14 protein-coding genes are annotated in these 17,442 nt (G+C 54.6%); 7 read left to right on the plus strand and 7 right to left on the minus strand.

Annotated elements, in window-relative coordinates:
* The first annotated feature begins 173 nt into the window (after positions 1-173).
* Both dctA and KI228_RS01225 read left to right on the plus strand, forming a co-directional pair.
* Complete coding sequence (gene dctA, locus KI228_RS01220; protein ID WP_042323143.1) at positions 174-1,460, plus strand: C4-dicarboxylate transporter DctC; 1,287 nt, start codon at positions 174-176, stop codon at positions 1,458-1,460.
* A gap of 222 nt (positions 1,461-1,682) precedes the next feature.
* Complete coding sequence (locus tag KI228_RS01225; RefSeq protein ID WP_042998542.1) at positions 1,683-3,176, plus strand: M16 family metallopeptidase; 1,494 nt, start codon at positions 1,683-1,685, stop codon at positions 3,174-3,176.
* Positions 3,177-3,271: 95 nt separating this feature from the next.
* Here the strand turns inward: KI228_RS01225 and kdgK are convergent, their stop codons facing one another.
* Positions 3,272-4,201, minus strand: coding sequence for a 2-dehydro-3-deoxygluconokinase (gene kdgK / locus KI228_RS01230; RefSeq protein WP_044253719.1), 930 nt, complete (start codon positions 4,199-4,201; stop codon positions 3,272-3,274).
* A 231-nt stretch (positions 4,202-4,432) separates the two neighbouring features.
* Between kdgK and pdeH the strand changes: the two genes are divergently transcribed.
* Both pdeH and KI228_RS01240 read left to right on the plus strand, forming a co-directional pair.
* Positions 4,433-5,200 (plus strand): cyclic-guanylate-specific phosphodiesterase, encoded by a 768-nt coding sequence (pdeH, locus tag KI228_RS01235; RefSeq protein ID WP_042998540.1) that lies wholly within the window; start codon positions 4,433-4,435, stop codon positions 5,198-5,200.
* Positions 5,201-5,277: 77 nt separating this feature from the next.
* Entirely contained in the window at positions 5,278-7,338 is a 2,061-nt protein-coding gene (locus KI228_RS01240) for an AsmA family protein (protein ID WP_141227369.1), read from the plus strand.
* A 45-nt stretch (positions 7,339-7,383) separates the two neighbouring features.
* Here KI228_RS01240 and KI228_RS01245 read toward each other — a convergent pair whose 3' ends face one another.
* The 3 genes from KI228_RS01245 to KI228_RS01255 form a co-directional block, all read right to left on the minus strand.
* On the minus strand, positions 7,384-8,706 hold the full coding sequence (locus KI228_RS01245) for an MFS transporter (RefSeq protein WP_042998538.1): 1,323 nt from the start codon (positions 8,704-8,706) through the stop codon (positions 7,384-7,386).
* Positions 8,707-9,059: 353 nt separating this feature from the next.
* The gene (gene yhjD, locus KI228_RS01250) at positions 9,060-10,088 is read right to left on the minus strand and encodes an inner membrane protein YhjD (protein WP_044253716.1); all 1,029 of its coding nucleotides are present in this window, start codon (positions 10,086-10,088) and stop codon (positions 9,060-9,062) included.
* A 47-nt stretch (positions 10,089-10,135) separates the two neighbouring features.
* Complete coding sequence (locus tag KI228_RS01255) at positions 10,136-11,035, minus strand: LysR family transcriptional regulator (RefSeq protein WP_042998536.1); 900 nt, start codon at positions 11,033-11,035, stop codon at positions 10,136-10,138.
* A 119-nt stretch (positions 11,036-11,154) separates the two neighbouring features.
* On the opposite strand from KI228_RS01255, the gene KI228_RS01260 reads away from it, so the two are divergent.
* Together KI228_RS01260 and KI228_RS01265 are read left to right on the plus strand one after the other, a co-directional pair.
* Positions 11,155-11,913: an SDR family NAD(P)-dependent oxidoreductase gene (locus KI228_RS01260; protein ID WP_042998535.1), complete on the plus strand. Its 759-nt coding sequence runs from the start codon at positions 11,155-11,157 to the stop codon at positions 11,911-11,913.
* Positions 11,914-12,271: 358 nt separating this feature from the next.
* A complete protein-coding gene (locus KI228_RS01265) occupies positions 12,272-12,871 on the plus strand; it encodes a helix-turn-helix transcriptional regulator (protein WP_042998534.1) in 600 nt (199 codons plus the stop codon).
* A 15-nt stretch (positions 12,872-12,886) separates the two neighbouring features.
* On the opposite strand, the gene KI228_RS01270 is transcribed toward KI228_RS01265, so the two are convergent.
* Positions 12,887-13,435, minus strand: a complete 549-nt coding sequence (locus KI228_RS01270; protein WP_044326585.1) for a GNAT family N-acetyltransferase — start codon at positions 13,433-13,435, stop codon at positions 12,887-12,889.
* A 153-nt stretch (positions 13,436-13,588) separates the two neighbouring features.
* Here KI228_RS01270 and KI228_RS01275 point away from each other — a divergent pair, with 153 nt between their 5' ends.
* A complete protein-coding gene (locus KI228_RS01275; RefSeq protein ID WP_061069343.1) occupies positions 13,589-15,169 on the plus strand; it encodes an STY4199 family HEPN domain-containing protein in 1,581 nt (526 codons plus the stop codon).
* A gap of 3 nt (positions 15,170-15,172) precedes the next feature.
* On the opposite strand, the gene KI228_RS01280 is transcribed toward KI228_RS01275, so the two are convergent.
* Entirely contained in the window at positions 15,173-16,822 is a 1,650-nt protein-coding gene (locus tag KI228_RS01280) for an alpha,alpha-trehalase (protein ID WP_042998531.1), read from the minus strand.
* Between the two features lie 285 nt (positions 16,823-17,107).
* The gene (locus tag KI228_RS01285; RefSeq protein WP_044253705.1) at positions 17,108-17,359 is read right to left on the minus strand and encodes a DUF2059 domain-containing protein; all 252 of its coding nucleotides are present in this window, start codon (positions 17,357-17,359) and stop codon (positions 17,108-17,110) included.
* Positions 17,360-17,442 lie beyond the last annotated feature (83 nt).

The raw sequence follows: 17,442 nt of genomic DNA on the forward strand, positions 1-17,442 counted from the left end.
TGATTACAATACTTTAAAAAGGTCCGGCTTGTGCGAGCCAGCTCAAGGTTTTTAACATTTTTGTTTCAATTATGATCCTGGTGCATTTCTGTGATGTTGTCTGGGTGTTATTTTAAGGCCGCAGGTTAACCAAAACCTTATAAGACCTGTGGTTTTTACTTCAAGGACACCCTATGAAAATCTCTCTGTTTAAAAGCCTCTACTTTCAGGTCCTGACAGCAATTGCCATTGGTATTCTCCTTGGCCATTACTACCCTGAATTAGGCGCACAAATGAAACCGCTTGGCGACGCGTTCGTTAAGCTGATCAAGATGGTCATCGCACCGGTTATCTTCTGTACTGTCGTGACTGGCATTGCAGGCATGGAAAGTATGAAAGCGGTGGGCCGTACAGGTGCAGTTGCGCTGCTTTACTTTGAGATTGTCAGTACGATTGCGCTGATCATTGGTCTCATCATCGTTAACGTGGTGCAGCCCGGTGCCGGGATGAACGTTGATCCGGCAACGCTGGATGCAAAAGCGGTAGCGATTTACGCCGAACAGGCAAAAGACCAGGGAATCGTAGGCTTCCTGATGGATATTATCCCGGGCAGCGTCATTGGCGCCTTTGCCAGCGGTAACATCTTGCAGGTTCTGCTGTTTGCGGTGATGTTTGGGTTTGCCCTGCATCGTCTGGGCAGCAAAGGCCAACTGATTTTCAACGTCATTGAAAGCTTCTCGCAGGTCATTTTCGGCATCATCAACATGATCATGCGTCTGGCGCCAATCGGGGCGTTCGGGGCGATGGCGTTTACCATCGGTAAATATGGCGTGGGTACGCTGGTGCAGTTGGGGCAACTGATTGTTTGCTTCTACATCACCTGTATCCTGTTTGTGGTTGTTGTGCTGGGTTCGATCGCCCGTGCAACAGGCTTCAGCATCTTTAAGTTTATCCGCTATATTCGTGAAGAACTGCTGATCGTGTTGGGAACGTCCTCTTCCGAGTCTGCGTTACCGCGTATGCTCGACAAGATGGAAAAGCTTGGCTGTCGCAAGTCGGTTGTGGGGCTGGTGATTCCCACCGGCTATTCGTTTAACCTTGATGGAACCTCGATATACCTGACGATGGCGGCGGTGTTTATCGCCCAGGCCACCAACAGTCATATGGATATCTTCCATCAGATTACGCTGCTGGTGGTACTGCTGCTCTCCTCGAAAGGGGCGGCGGGCGTGACCGGAAGTGGCTTTATCGTGCTGGCGGCCACTATCTCTGCGGTTGGCCATCTGCCGGTTGCCGGTCTGGCGCTTATCCTCGGTATCGACCGTTTCATGTCTGAAGCCCGTGCGCTGACCAACCTGGTCGGTAACGGCGTGGCAACGGTCGTGGTCGCGAAGTGGGTGAAGGAACTGGACCACAAGAAGCTTGATGATGTGCTGAATAATCGTGCACCTGAAGGCAAAACGCACGAAATATCCTCTTAATTTCGATACTTATGACCGCAGTCCCTTGTGGGGCTGCGGGCTCCTGCGCATAATTGACCCCTGGGCCCGAATACTTCAACATGGAGGTATCGGGTTTATTTCACTTCGTCCGTGACATTTTCATGTTCTTGCGGTCTAACACGAAGTGTTTTTAACGTCATATTCAGACAAGCCCAACTGGGGTTGTCTTTTTATTACCAGGATTGTTGATCAGGGGTTCACATGCAGGGCACAAAAATTCGACTTTTAGCGGGCGGTTTGCTGATGATGGCCACTGCTGGCTATGTGCAGGCAGATGCGCTCCAGCCTGACCCAGCATGGCAACAGGGGACGCTGGCGAATGGTTTACAGTGGCAAGTGTTAGCCACCCCGCAGCGCCCCAGCGACCGTATCGAGGTCCGCCTGCAGGTAAATACCGGTTCGCTCGCCGAAAGTACTCAACAGAGCGGTTTCAGTCATCTTATTCCCCGTATTGCGTTAACCCAAAGTGGCGGCCTTGATGCCGCGCAGGCACGTTCACTGTGGCAGCAGGGTTTTGACCCTAAACGTCCGATGCCGCCCGTCACCGTCTCTTACGACTCCACACAGTACAATCTCAGCCTGCCCAATAACCGCAGCGACCTGCTGAAAGAGTCGCTGAACTATCTGGCGAACACGATGGGCAAACTGACGATCACCCCCGACGTCGTCAATCATGCGCTAAACACAGAAGACATGGTCACCACGCTGCCCGTCGATACGAAAGACGGCTGGTGGCGCTATCGTCTGAAAGGGTCGGCGCTGTTGGGTCACGATCCTGCCGAGCCGGTAAAAATGCCGGTGGACGCGGAGAAAGTGCATGAGTTCTACCAGAAGTGGTACACCCCAGACGCGATGACGCTGATTGTTGTCGGCAACGTTGATGCGCGGTCGGTGGCCGAGCAAATCAACAAAACCTTTGGTGAACTGAAAGGGAAACGTGAAACCCCTGCGCCGGTGCCGACGCTCTCGCCGTTGCGTGCGGAGGCGGTGAGCATTATGACCGACGCGGTGCGCCAGGATCGTCTCTCTGTCATGTGGGATACGCCGTGGCAGCCGATTCGCGAGTCTGCCGCGCTGTTGCGCTACTGGCGCGCGGATTTAGCGCGTGAGGCGCTGTTCTGGCACGTCCAGCAGGCGCTGAGTAAGAACAACGCGAAAGATATCGGCCTCGGCTTTGACTGCCGCGTGCTGTTCCTGCGCGCGCAGTGCGCAATCAACATCGAATCGCCAAACGACAAGATTTCCGCCAATCTGAGCACCGTGGCGCGTGAACTGGCGAAGGTACGTGATAACGGCCTGCCGGAAGAAGAGTTCAACGCCCTGGTGGCGCAAAAGAATCTGGAGCTGCAGAAACTGTTTGCGACCTACGCTCGTACCGATACCGATATTCTCATCAGTCAGCGTCTGCGCTCGCTGCAAAATCAGGTCGTAGATATCGCGCCTGAACAGTACCAGCGTTTGCGTCAGGACTTCCTGAACAGCCTGACCGTTGAGATGTTGAATCAGGATCTGCGTCAGCAGTTGTCGCAGGATATGGCGCTGATTCTGCTACAGCCGAAAGGCGAACCGGAATTCAACATGAAAGAGTTGCAGGCGACGTGGGATCAAATCATGGCGCCGGTGACTGCCGCGGCGACACCGGCAGAAACGGACGATGCGCATCCGGAAGTGACAGATATTCCGGCTGCACGGTAGGGGTGGATTGCCTGATGGTGCTGCGCTTATCCGGCCTGGAAGAACGCGTTTCCCGGGCCGGATAAGGCCTTTACGCCGCGCCTGCGGCGTTGGTCTTACTGCGGCATGGCGTCGCGTGGGATAATCGCCCCGCGATGCTGAATAACGGTGCTGGCGGTCAGGTGGCCTCGTTTGGCAGCGTTAACTGCATCGCCGCCGGTCAGGCGAACGGCCAGATACCCGGCGCTGAACGAGTCGCCAGCGGCGGTGGTATCGATCACTTTTTCTTTCGGCAGTTTCACCGCAGGAACGTCGATCGGTACGTTACCGTCGACAGACACCAGGCACGAATCCGCACCGCGTTTCACCACCACTTCCTGCACACCCGCGGCATGCGTCCGGGCGATCACCTCTTCAACCGGCTTCACGCCCCAGAGCAAATCTTCGTCGTCCAGCGTCAGGAAGGCAATATCAGTGCATTCCAGCATCTTCTGATACACCTGCCGGGTCTCTTCTTTGCTGGCCCACAGGCGCGGACGATAGTTGTTGTCGAAAATCACTTTCCCGCCGTTGGCGCGGCATTCTCGCAGCAGCGACAGCAGTTTGTCGCGGCTGGATGGGCTCAGGATCGCGAGGCTGATACCGCTCAGGTAGAGATAATCAAAGGTCGCCAGCTCTTCGCAGATAGCCGCTGACTGTTCGCTCTCCAGCCAGAATTTCGCTGCTGCTTCGTTGCGCCAGTAATAGAACGTCCGCTCACCGGTGCTGTCCGTCTCGATGTAGTAGAGGCCAGGCAGACGGTTTTCCATGCGCTGCGTCAGTGAGGTATCCACGTTTTCGCCTTGCCATGACTCGAGCATCTGCTGGCTGAAACTGTCCGTGCCCAGCGCCGTGACGTAGTGCACGGAGAGCGCCGCAGCATCAACCTGACGGGCAATGTAAACGGAGGTATTCAATGTGTCGCCACCGAATCCGCGCTGAACATCTGCGCCTTTCTGTGACAGCTCAATCATGCATTCGCCAATCACGGCAATCTTTTTGGACATAGTCGTGAACCTGCTTAAAAAAGTTAGCGTTAGTGTGCGCTGTGAGTGTTAGGTGGTCAATCATATTAAAACAACGTTCCAAATTTTTTTTTGAGCCAGTCCGTATTCTGCATTGATTTTTACAAAACCGTTTTCGATTTTGCGCGAGGCTGAACATAAAGTTCTCCGTCCGAAGGCCGATAACCTTTGACGAGTCGGGGCAGTAACACACTTAATCACGGGACATCTGAGATGATAAACCAGGTTATCCAGCAGCGAAGCAATTCCGAGGCGAGCGTTGAAAGCTTGCAGGATCGGCGCTTTTGGCTGCAGTGCGAGCGTGCTTACACTTATCAGCCGATTTACCGGACCGACGGACGCCTGTTAGCCGTTGAGTTGTTGACGGTGGTGACGCATCCGGACAATCCAACCCAACGTATCGCGCCTGACCGTTATTTTGCCGGGGTGGCGGTGCGCCATCGCATTGATATCGTCAAAGAACAACTTCAGCTACTGGAGCAGAAGACCGACTTTTTCCAGCGTCATGAATTGCTGGCCTCTGTGAATGTCGATGGCCCGACGCTCCTCGCCATGCGCCAGCAACCCAACATGGTGCAGATGATTGAGCGGATGCCGTGGCTGCGTTTTGAGCTGGTCGAACATATCCATCTGCCAAAAGAATCCTCGTTTGCCAGCATGTGCGAATTTGGTCCGCTGTGGCTGGATGATTTCGGCACCGGGATGGCGAATTTCTCTGCGCTGAATGAAGTCCGTTATGACTACATTAAAGTCGCGCGCGAACTGTTCGTGATGCTTCGCCAGACGCCAGAGGGGCGCAATCTCTTCACCATGCTGCTGCAACTGATGAACCGCTATTGCCGCGGCGTGATCGTTGAAGGGGTGGAAACGCTGGAAGAGTGGCGCGACGTACAACGTTCTCCCGCCTTTGCCGCACAGGGCTATTTTCTGTCGCGCCCGGTCCCGTTCGCCTGCCTCGATGAGGTCATTCTGTCACTGTAAAAACCGGCAGTTTCCGCTAACTCCGTCTGGCTGGACTATCTTTAGGACAGGCAAGGAAAGACGTGAGGATGCTAACTATGACCAAAGCCGGAAAAATAACTGCAGTGATAACAGGGACTTTCTTGTTGTTGATCGTGGTCGTTATCGTGTTGATAGCGACATTTGACTGGAACCGCCTCAAACCGACCATCAACCAGAAAGTCTCTACCGAACTTAACCGACCGTTCGCTATTCGCGGTGATTTAGGCGTTGTCTGGGAACGCCAGAAGCAGGAGACCGGCTGGCGCAGTTGGGTGCCGTGGCCGCACGTACATGCTGAAGATATTATCCTCGGCAATCCCCCCGACATTCCTGAAGTGACGATGGTGCACCTTCCCCGCGTCGACGCGACGCTCGCCCCGCTGGCGCTGTTAAGCAAAACCGTCTGGCTGCCGTGGATCAAGCTGGTGAAACCCGATGCGCGGCTGATTCGCCTGTCCGAGAAAAACAATAACTGGACCTTCGACCTCGCGAATAGCGAATACAAAGACCCGAATGCGCAGCCGTCTGACTGGTCCTTCCGGCTGGACACTATTCTCTTCGATCAGGGGCGGATCGCTATCGACGATAAGGTCAGTAAAGCTGATATTGAGATCCTGGTCGATCCGCTGGGCAAACCGTTGCCGTTCAGTGAAGTCACGGGAAATAAAGCGAAAGGCGATAACGCGAAGGTTGAAGACTACGTATTTGGTCTGAAGGCGCAGGGGCGATACAACGGCGAACCGCTCACCGGAACGGGAAAAATGGGCGGCATGCTGGCGCTGCGTAGCGAAGGGGCAGCGTTTCCGGTACAGGCTGATTTCCGTTCCGGCAATACCCGGGTGGCGCTGGTGGGCGTGGTTAAGGACCCAATGAAGATGGGCGGCGTCGATCTGCAACTGAAATTCTCCGGGGATTCCCTGGGTGAGCTGTACGATCTGACGGGAGTGCTGCTGCCGGATACGCCGCCGTTCGAAACGGACGGTCGGCTGGTGGCGAAAATCGATACCAACGCATCATCGGTGTTTGACTACCGGGGGTTCAATGGGCGGATCGGCGACAGCGATATTCACGGCTCGCTGACCTATACGACAGGGAAACCGCGTCCGAAGCTGGAAGGAGAGGTGGAATCGCGCCAGCTCAGGCTGGCGGATTTAGGACCGCTGATCGGCGTCGATTCCGGTAAAGGCACAGAAAAAGCGCAGCGTTCGGAACAGAAAAAGGACGAGAAGAGCGTACAACCCGCGGACAAAGTACTGCCTTATGACCGCTTCGAAACGGACAAATGGAACGTGATGGATGCCGATGTGCGCTTTAAAGGGCGGCGTATTGAACATGGCAGCAGCCTGCCTGTCAGCGATCTCTCGACCCACATTCTTCTGCAGAATGCCGATCTGCGTCTGCAACCGTTGAAGTTTGGTCTGGCGGGCGGCAGCATCAATGCGAATATCCATCTGGAAGGGGATAAAAAGCCAATGCAGGGGCGTGCGGATATTCAGGCGCGGCGTTTAAAACTGAAAGAACTGATGCCGGACGTTGAACTGATGCAGAAAACGCTGGGGGAGATGAGCGGTGACGCCGAATTTCGCGGGACCGGGAATTCCGTGGCGGCGCTGCTGGGTAACAGCAACGGCAACCTGAAACTGCTGATGAACGACGGACTGATTAGCCGCAACCTGATGGAGATTGTCGGTCTGAACGTCGGGAACTTCATCGTCGGGCAGATCTTTGGCGATGACGAAGTGCGGGTTAACTGCGCGGCGGCGAATCTGGATATCGTAAACGGCGTGGCGCGCCCACAAATTTTCGCGTTCGACACTGAAAACGCGCTGATCAACGTCACCGGGACGGCGAGCTTTGCCTCCGAACAGCTGGATTTGACCATCGACCCGGAGAGCAAAGGCATCCGCATTATTACCTTGCGTTCGCCGTTGTATGTGCGCGGAACGTTTAAGAACCCTCAGGCGGGGGTAAAGGCCGGGCCGTTGATTGCGCGTGGCGCGGTAGCCGCGGCGCTGGCGACGTTAGTGACGCCTGCCGCCGCGCTGCTGGCGCTGATTTCACCGTCAGAAGGTGACGCCAACCAGTGCCGGACGATATTGTCGCAGCTGAAGAAGTGATGCGCAGTGCCGGGTAAGGCGTCGCCACTACCCGGAATGTAAAGATTACAGCGACTGATGACGCGTTTCGTGAGTTAACAGTAGCGCGATCAGGGTTAATGCCGCCATCGATGCCAGGTAGGTTCCTACGGCGGCAAGACCATAATTGGACTGCAACCACGCGGCGATATACGGTGCGACGGATGCCCCGAGAATCGAAGAGACGTTATAGGAGAACGATGCGCCGGTGTAACGCACTTCAGTCGGGAACAGCTCAGGCAACAGTGCGCCCATCGGCCCGAACGTCAGCCCCATCAGGCTCAGTCCAAGCAGCAGGAAGGCGAAGACCAGCGCCGGATTGCCGGAGCCCAGCAGCGGTTTAAAGGCGAACAGCGCGAACAGGATAATCATTGTGGTGATGATGACCATGCTCTTGCGGCGACCAAACGCGTCTGCGAGCAGACCGGCGACCGGCACCATCACGCCAAAGCCAATCACCGCCATCATCAGCATCCACAACACGTCGTTACGCGGCAGGCCCAGACCGACCGGCGCAGCGGCGGTACTGAACGTCATCGAATACACGGTCATGATATAGAACAGCGTATAGGTCGCCAGCATGATGAACGTGCCGAGGATGGTCACGCGAACGTGTTTAGTCAGCAACGTACCCAGCGGGATTTTCACCTGTTTTTTCGCGGCGGCCACTTTAGCGAAAACCGGCGTCTCATGCAGGGAAACGCGGACGTACAGGCCGATAATCACCAGCACCGCTGAGAAGATAAACGGAACGCGCCAGCCCCAGCTCATGAACTGCTCATCCGTCAGCAGCCAGGAGAGCAGCAGGAAGGTGCCGTTAGCAAAGAAAAAGCCAATCGGTGCGCCCAGTTGCGGGAACGAGCCATACAGTGCGCGCTTACGCGGCGGGGCGTTCTCTGTCGCCAGCAGCGCCGCGCCGCCCCATTCACCACCCAGTCCCAGCCCCTGCCCAAAACGAGCCAGCGCCAGCAGAAGTGGGGCGAAAATGCCAATGGTGGCATAGCCTGGCAGCAGGCCGATGATCACCGTTGAGATCCCCATTGTCAGCAAAGACGCCACCAGCGTCACTTTACGTCCTACCCGATCGCCAAAGTGGCCGAAGAGCGCGGAACCAATTGGACGCGCGACAAAGGCGATGGCAAACGTGGCGAGCGACTGTAGCGTTGCCGCTGTCGGGTCGCCCTGCGGGAAGAAGATGTGCGGGAAGACAATCACGGCGGCGGTCGCATAAATATAGAAGTCGAAGAACTCAATGGCGGTGCCAATGAGCGAGGCGACGACGACCTTATTGCGCGAATTGACCGGAGTATGTTCCTGTTCGTTATCGAGTGTGGTGGCGGTTGCTTGCATAGTATTTTCTTATTTTTTGGCGAACGAACGGCCATATTACGCACAGCAAAAGCGACATTTCAATCTGTAACAATCGCTCGATATGGTTAAAAATCAGGCAAAAAGCGGATAATGTTTGCGCCTGCGATTTCTCGTCCATGAAATGCTTCACATAATTTAAAAATGAGTGGATAAAACTGGTTTTTGGTTAAATAAAAGTTAAGGACTGGATTTATGTGCTAAATGAACGGAGCGAGGCGGAAGTAAGTGCCTGAACATATTGCCGGATGGCGACGTAAGACACTTATCTGGCCTGGGTAGCGGGTGAAGGGGAGGCCGGATAAGCACAGCGCCATCCGGCATAATACCGCGCATCAACGGTGCGTTTTGCCCGGCATCCGGGGATCGTCTTTGTATTCGGCGGTTGCAATCCACGCCGCGCAAAACAGCGTCAGACGTGCGAAAAAGTAGAAGAACGCCATCAGTCCCAGTACAGAACCAAACGCCGCGCCGGAAGGGGATTTCACCAGCGCCGGCAGCGTCCAGGTCATGATGATTTTAATGACTTCAAAGCCAATCGCCGCAATCAGCGTGCCGCGAATCAATGCCTTTTTACGTGGACGATGACGCGGCAGACGCCAGAAAATCCAGAAGAACAACAGGTAGTTGGCAAAAATGGAGATCGCCAGGCCAATCAACCGCCAGGTGGGCTTTAGCCACTCAATGCTGTCGAGATAGAGGGCGGAGATAATCATCTGTTGCGCCGAACCGGCGACCGAGGTGATCGACAGCGTCACAATCAGTGCAATCAACAGACCAATCAGTGAGATGAAATCGCGGAGATATTTGATCCAGATTTTTTCCTGATCCTGCGGCGTGCGCTCCCAGACGTCCCGCGACTGGGCGCGGATCGCCTCGCGCAGGTTGCCCATCCAGTTAATCCCGGAGTAGAGGGCGATCCCTAACCCGACCAGACCAACGGTGGTACGCTGCTGTACCGCCGTATTGATGGTGCTTTTCAGCGTAGCGGCAAGCGTCGGGTCGCTGACGTTCATCAGGATTTTAGTGAAGATGTCCTGTAACAGCGTGGGATGCGAGGCAAGAATAAAGCCTGCGGCGGCAAACGACACCATCAGGATGGGGATCATCGACAAAAACGAGAAGTAGGTAATGGCCGCGCCGAACTGGTTACCTAACCGATCGTTAAAGCGTTCAGCCGCGCGGAGCAGATGCGCAATCACCGGAATGCGCTGGATTTTTTCGACGGTGGTGGTCACCGTTTTCAGCGTCTCGCTGGCGGTGCTTTTCTTCTCGTGCTCGGCGTCCCCGGTCGTGTCGATTTTGCGTACCGGGTCGTGTTCAAGTTCCTGAGTGGGGCGTTTTACGTCGTTATCCTGCATCATCAGGTCAGGCGTCCTTTTTTTGTTAATTCTCTGGACAGTATAGCGTCTCAGTCCACGTAGTCCTTCATTACCCCGGTCAGCCACTCCATAAACAGGTGCACACGGCGTGAAAGATTACGCCGGTGTGGGTAAAGCAGCGATACCGGCATCGGCAAGGCGCGGTATTGCGGCAGCACCTCAACGAGCGTGCCATTGCGTAACGCCTCACGAACCCCGACGCGCGGAACCTGAATAATTCCCAGCCCAGCCAGACAGGCGGCGTGATAGGTTTCGGTGCTGTTAACCGTTAGCGTACCGCCGGTTTTTATCCACTGTGTCCCGCTGCTGGTGGCGATTTCAAAGCCTGGCGGTCGCGTTCCCAGATTTTGCGAGTAATGTACTACCGCATGGGAGGCGAGGTCTTCAAGGCTTTCCGGATAGCCAAAACGCGTCAGGTACTGTTGGCTGGCGCAGTTGATCACGGTAAGCTTGCCCAGCGGACGCGCGATCAGTCCCGAGTCTTTCAGCGTGCCGACGCGCACCACGCAGTCAAAACCTTCGCGGATCAAATCCACCAGTCGGTCACTGCTGCTGAGCTCCAGTTCAATCCCAGGGTACTGCTGCAAAAAGGCGGGCAGGCGGGGGATCACCAGATTTCGCGCGACGCCAACCGGCATATCGACTCGTAGCTTACCGCTGATGCTGGTGGGATCGTGCTGAAACAGACCGTCCAGTTCATCCAGATTGCTTAACAGATCTTTCGCCCGTTCGTAATAGACCATGCCGTCCTGCGTCAGTTGTACCCGCCGCGTGGTGCGGTGTAAAAGCTGGGTGCCAAGATGGTTTTCCAGCGCCTGAATCTGGCGCGATACGCTACCTTTCGGGAGTCCGAGCGTGTCGGCTGCGCGAGAAAAACTCTCCAGCTCTGCGACACGAATGAATAACTGCATTGCATGAATTTTATCCATCCTGTAGCCCTATTGTTGTTCCAGATGAAACAGTCATGCGCAATTAGCGACATTTATTGTTTTTCTATCACCTAATAAGCTTTACCTCAATCCACACAACAGCTGAAATGAGGTTTCTTATGACGCAACGTATCGCATTGGTGACCGGCGGGAGCCGCGGGCTGGGTAAAAATGCCGCGCTTAAGCTGGCGGACAAAGGAACGGATATTCTCTTTACTTACCACAGTCAACAGCAGGCGGCGCGGGATGTCGTCGCTGAAATTGAGCAAAAAGGCAGGAAAGCGGCGGCAATTCAATTGAATGTCGGTGATAGTGCCAGTTTTGCAGCTTTTGCCTCTGAGGTGAAAACGCAACTGAATACTCACTGGAACAGAGAGACGTTTGATTATTTAGTGAACAATGCCGGGATCGGGCTATACGCGCCGTATGCTGACACCTCAGAAGAGATGTTTGACGAACTGATGCGCATCCATTTTAAAGGCCCGTTTTTCCTGACGCAGCACCTGTTGCCGTTGATTAACGAGGGCGGACGTATTCTTAATGTTTCAACCGGGCTGGCGCGTTTTGCCCTGCCGGGGTATGCCGCCTACGCGTCAATGAAAGGGGCGATGGAAGTGCTGACGCGCTACCAGGCGAAAGAACTGGGCGCGCGTGGGATCTCGGTGAATGCCATTGCGCCCGGCGCCATTGAGACCGATTTTGGCGGTGGCCATCTGCGGGATAATAAAGAACTGAATGCGTATGTGGCTTCGCAGACGGCGCTGGGCCGCGCCGGTTTGCCCGATGATATTGGCGATGCGATTGCGGCGTTACTCAGCGACGAACTGGCATGGATGACGGCGCAGCGTATTGAAGTCTCGGGCGGGATGTTCCTGTAAGCTGAATTCAGCGAGCCTTTACGTGCGATGAATGATCATGAAATGCGAATTTTAATTCTGTAACATAATTTCGCGCAGGCGATAATTTTTTTTCTCCTGCGCGTTCGTTATTCTCACTGAAATTTAATTTTCAATTAAGATAGTGGGTGGTGAAATATAAGGAATTCCTTAAGTCATTGCCCGTTTTTTATCCCCGGATGTAATTCTCGTGTTTCAGCTGTAAAAAAATGTTTTTTTACTTCTCTCCCGACGTGATATCTGTAAAATGGCCCCCCGCCAAATGGCGAATGTTTATTTTACCCATCGGGTAATACCCTTCCCCTCCTTAATGTTATTATCGGAAACGGTGGAGAGAGTAATGCAAATCATCATGTTTGACAGGCAGTCAATATTTATTCATGGAATGAAAATCAGTTTACAGCAACGAATTCCAGGAGTGAGTATTCAGGGTGTCAGTCAGGCCGATGAACTCTGGTATAAACTGGAAGAAAACCCGGAAGCCCTGCTCATGCTGGATGGCGATCTTGACGGTGAGTTTTGCCGTTGGATCCTGCAAAAAACGGTGCAACAGTTCCCCCTCGTCAAAACTTTAATTATCGCGACGGACTGCGCGAAAAAAGGATTACAGGAACTGACGCAATATAATGTGCTCGCGATTATTTCCCGCGATTCTGAACCGGAAAAATTTGTACTGGCGATCAATAGCGTTGCGATGGGGATGATGTTTTTACCTGGCGAATGGCTAACGACTCCGGCTGCGGAATATCGTGATATTCATGCATTAAGCGCCCGGCAGAGGGAAATTTTGACGATGCTGGCATCAGGCGAGTCAAATAAGGAAATTGGCCGGGCGTTAAATATCAGTACCGGAACGGTGAAAGCGCATCTTGAATCACTCTACCGCCGACTGGATGTTAAAAATCGCACCCAGGCGGCGATGCTGTTGGTTCAGCCTTAATACCCTGCAGTGATATTACGACCGGGATCCTGCGGTCGTAATATATTCCTGTTTTAATAACCCCAGCAGCCAGTCATTCTGCCAGCGCTGTTGTAGCCAGTAACTCTCCCTGAGCGTCCCTTCCAGTATAAATCCCACTTTCTCCAGCACATGCCGGGAAGCCTGATTACCTTCAGTGACACAAGCGGTCAGACGGCGCAGACCGCCGGTGGTAAATGCGTAATCGCAGACGGCGCGTAGTGATTCTGTCCCGTATCCCTTTCCCTGCGCGCCGGGCGTCAGCAAGAACCCGACCTCAGCACAGACTTCCCCTCGATGAATATAGCCCGTCACCCCGAGCGGCTTGTGGCTTTTGTTATCGCACAGGAGCAAACACAGCCAGTGTGCGTCGCCCGGATGCCATGTCGGTAAGCGAGAATCGAACGCTTCCCGAATGTCGCGCTCACTTCGCGCGTCGGCCACATGACGCATCACGTCCGGATCCTGCTGCAGCGCGAGAAAAAAGGGCCAGTCGGCAGAGGTTATCGGGCGACAGGTCAGGCGGGCTGTTTTCAGTATGGGCACAGGGCTATCTCCTGGGATATTTCTCAATGTTCACGTAGCGGTCACTGTATTAATTATTGAACTTGTTATATCTATAAAAACTAATAATTAAAACAAAGAACTAAAGCAAAATTAATGGTCTCCGTATGGGGGCGCTTTTAGCGAAGGAAGAGAATGACGATTAGCGTTTTGACGACACGCACCACCTTTGAACACTGTCTGGGGATTATCCGCCAGGCCTCGGTGGAGATCCTGCTGATGCTGGGGGTGCATGCCTCTGACGGCAAAGATCCGCGATGGTTTCTGGAACACCTGGATCAAGCCCGGCTGAACCTGGGCGGCTGGAGCCAGGTCGCCCGGCGTTTGCATCTCAACGACGCGCAACTGAGCCAGTTCACGCTGCAACTGCGCCATCTCCAGCAGTGCGTACCGCAATATGACAGCGGGCAGGAGGTCAGTGAGAACCAACTGATTGCCGCCCTGCGCGTGGTCAGGTCGCTGGAATTGCTGCGCCATCATCAATCGTTACTCAATTTTAAAACGGACATTGAAGAGGCCGACCACAGTCAGCAAGTACGCGCAGAACGGCAGTTACGCACGATTGAGCTAACCCTGACTGCGCTTATCTCGCAGATGTGGCCGGATAAAACGCAGCTCAATAATTACCTCAAAGAAAACTTTGGCGCGGATAAGCTCAGACGCTGGATTAAGCTGGGTGAACGCCAGGATCCGCTGAATGGGATGCGTTTTAGCGAGCTGGCGCTGATGATTGTCGATAAAAAGACCTTCACCCGCCACTATTCCGGCATCTTTAACGATGCGTCAGTGCTGAACCTGTTTGTTGAACCGCGCCTGACGCTGCGGGTGTTTCTCGATGACTGTCGCCAGGCACGAAACACGGTGCTGGCCGGGGAGCCGCTGTCATCGGCACAGTTGACGTTACTCTCCTGCCAGTTTCAGCATATTGTCCGTCCTGTCCAGCGGGCCTATGAGCAAGGGCGCGCCCGCATTAATCCGGCGGCGTTAATGATTGTGGAAGAGGGGCAACTGGCGCAGTTTTGGGAGGAGGCGCGGAAAAAGGACCGTCAGGCGGGAGGCGATACCGAGGAAATTGGCGAATCCATTGAACCCCTGCGCAAGCGTTCGCTGCGCACGGCGGAAGAACGTGAACAACTGATCACTGGCGTGCTCTGGGGCGCGGTGGGGCTCATGGTGATCGCCATCCTGGGCGGTGGAGCGTGGTTAGTGAGTTCGCAACCGCCCGCGCCCGCGCCGAACATCAAGATCACCCAGGCAGAGCCCAAGCGCGAATTGCCTTCCGCACGCGAAATGGTGACGCAGATGGGGATCACCTGGGATGTGTTTAACATGCGTGCGGCGATCGATCGCAATGACACCCGGGTCACCGCGCTTTTTTTGCAGGGCGGTATGAACTGGCAGGTCTCGTGGACCGAAACGGCGTTTGCCCGCAACAATACCGATGTCCTCGAGTTACTGTTGCGCTACCCTTCGCAGATGGATGAAAGCAAACCGTGTCGACGCTTTATCAATACGTTGGGTCACGCCATGTCCGGTGGCGCGCCGCTGACGGGCGAACACAAAGCTTATCTGAAGCGTTTCTGCACAGTGCCTGCGGTGATAGCGCGACAGCAGCATGATACCGGGCAGGCAGAGCGGCGTTTCCGCGCCGATCCCAGCGCGGATAACGAGAAATGGCTGAAGATTCAGCGCGCCATTTTTGACGTGATAGAGTAACCGTTATGGTTCTCCATACAGCCCAATCAGGCGCCGTGCGACGCCGTTGGTCCAGCCAAAGCCATCCTGCAACGGATATTCGCCGCCGCCCCCTTCGCGCGGGGTGCCGCTGGCGATATGGTATTTCTCAATAAGCTTATGATGTTGCTGATAAAACTGATTCACCGTCTGCAGCCAGCTATGGGCGATTTCGTCTCCCAGCGCATCATCGCCGTACATCTTAAAACCCTGAATTGCCATCCATTGTAGCGGCGCCCAACCGTTGGGTTTATCCCACTGTTCGCCGGTTTCGTACTCGGAGGCCATAATGCCGCCGGGCGTCAACAGGCGAGCACGCACGGTATCCCCCAGCCGATCGGCCTGTTCATGGGTCGCCATCCCGACGTAAAGCGGGACAATGCTGGCGGCAGAGAACAGCGCCATTTGCTCCCGCCGCCAGTCATAGTCGCGAAAGCAGCCATTTTCCTCATCCCACAGATAGCGGTTGACGGCAGCCCGTCGATTGCTCGCCTTCTGGCGGAACAGTGCCTCAACGTCACGTTCGCCTTTTAGCGCTGAAATATTGGCGATGGTGCTCTCCAGTTTGAACAGAAAGGCGTTGAGATCGATAGGGATAAACTGCGTGGTGCGAATGCTCGCCAGTCGTGTGGGGTCACGTAGCCAGCGGGAAGAATAGTCCCAGCCCGATGCCGCACCGGCGCGCAGATCGCGGTACACCTCGTTCGGCGGACGACCAGAATGTTTGGCAGTTTCCACATCTTCCAGCCATGATTCATCGCGCGGCGTGTCGCGGTCATCCCAGTAGCGGTTGAGCAGTGAACCGTCCGGCATCCTGACGGCATGGCGATACGCCTGGTTGAGCACCAGCGACTCTGCGCCGTCCATCCAGAAGGCATACTCCATCTTCAGATGGTCGAGGTAGCGCCGTGCGCCGCGAACGCCGTCCTCTTCGAACAGTTCGACCATCAGCGCAAACACCGGCGGCTGCGAGCGGCTGAGGTAATAAGTACGGTTGCCGTTCGGAATATGGCCGTAGTTTTCAATCATCCACGCAAAGTTATCTGCCATACATTTCAGCAGGTCTTCGCGACCGCTTTCCGCCAGACCCAGCATGGTGAAATAGGAATCCCAGTAGTAGGTTTCGCTGAATCGACCACCTGGCACGATATAGGATTGCGGTAGCGCCAGCAGCGATGACCACGGAATATGATCCTGCGGCTCGCGGGTGAGTACCGGCCACAACTGGTCGATATGCTCTTTCAGCGAATTTTCCGGGTTGGAAACATACGCGCTGTCGAAGACTTCAGGCAGCCAGAAGTGATTTTCGACAAAGCGGCGTAAATCGAAATCCCGATGACGACGGACTTTGCGGTAGCGAATCAGAATATCGAGCGGATCCATTTTCGGCGCACAGTCAGGAAACGTTTTGCTGTCGGCAAAAATTTTCGAGGATTGTACATGCTCGAACAGTTCAAGATAGCGATCGGCTGGTGTCAGGGCGTCAGAGGCGGGGAGCCCCTCAATCATCTCAGGTTCCGGTTCTGCTTCAATCATCTCATCCAGTTTTAACTCGCACGGATCCGTTTCGTAGAAAAGATCGACGTCGATCGTGATTTCCTCTGACGGGGCGTGTTGCAGTTTCTGGTTGATCATAATGAGAAAGACCTCCGGATGGCGTCGTAAAGGATACGGGTGTTGCCCGGCTGTCTTTTAAGCGTAGACATTCGCTTCGGTGTGTGCGGTGCAAAGTGTGCGGCAGATCACGTTTACACAATCGCCGCAAACCGGGAAAAAAGCACAATACATTGATAATCGGTGATAATTTTTATTACGTGTCGACTGGCGAATCCCTATTTTCGGAACATTCGAATGAAACGAATTGTGAATATTGTCGGGACGTCGCCTGGATAAGGTTTCCCACCCCGCTGAATACGGGGATTACCATTTCTCATCACGCGCGTCACGACGCCCTTCGCGGCGGTTTTCACGTTTATCCTGGCGGCACTGGGAATTACTTTCATCGTTATTCCGGACACATTCCCGTTTTGTTTCACGACCGTCCTGACGGGCATCCTGGCGGATCTCACGGGCGTCCTGACGTTTTTCAGCCCGCGCGGTGGCATGCGCCGGGAGTGTCACAATCGGGAATAAAACGACGGCAATTAAAGCAGGAAGTAATGTCTTTCTCATCGGGTAAAACCTCTTAAAATAAATAGCATTAGATACTATTAGCGCGGCAAGTATTGCTGCGGATTTTAATTTATACCCGGGGG

This window comes from Citrobacter amalonaticus, from assembly GCF_018323885.1.
Taxonomy (GTDB): Bacteria; Pseudomonadota; Gammaproteobacteria; order Enterobacterales; family Enterobacteriaceae; genus Citrobacter_A; species Citrobacter_A amalonaticus.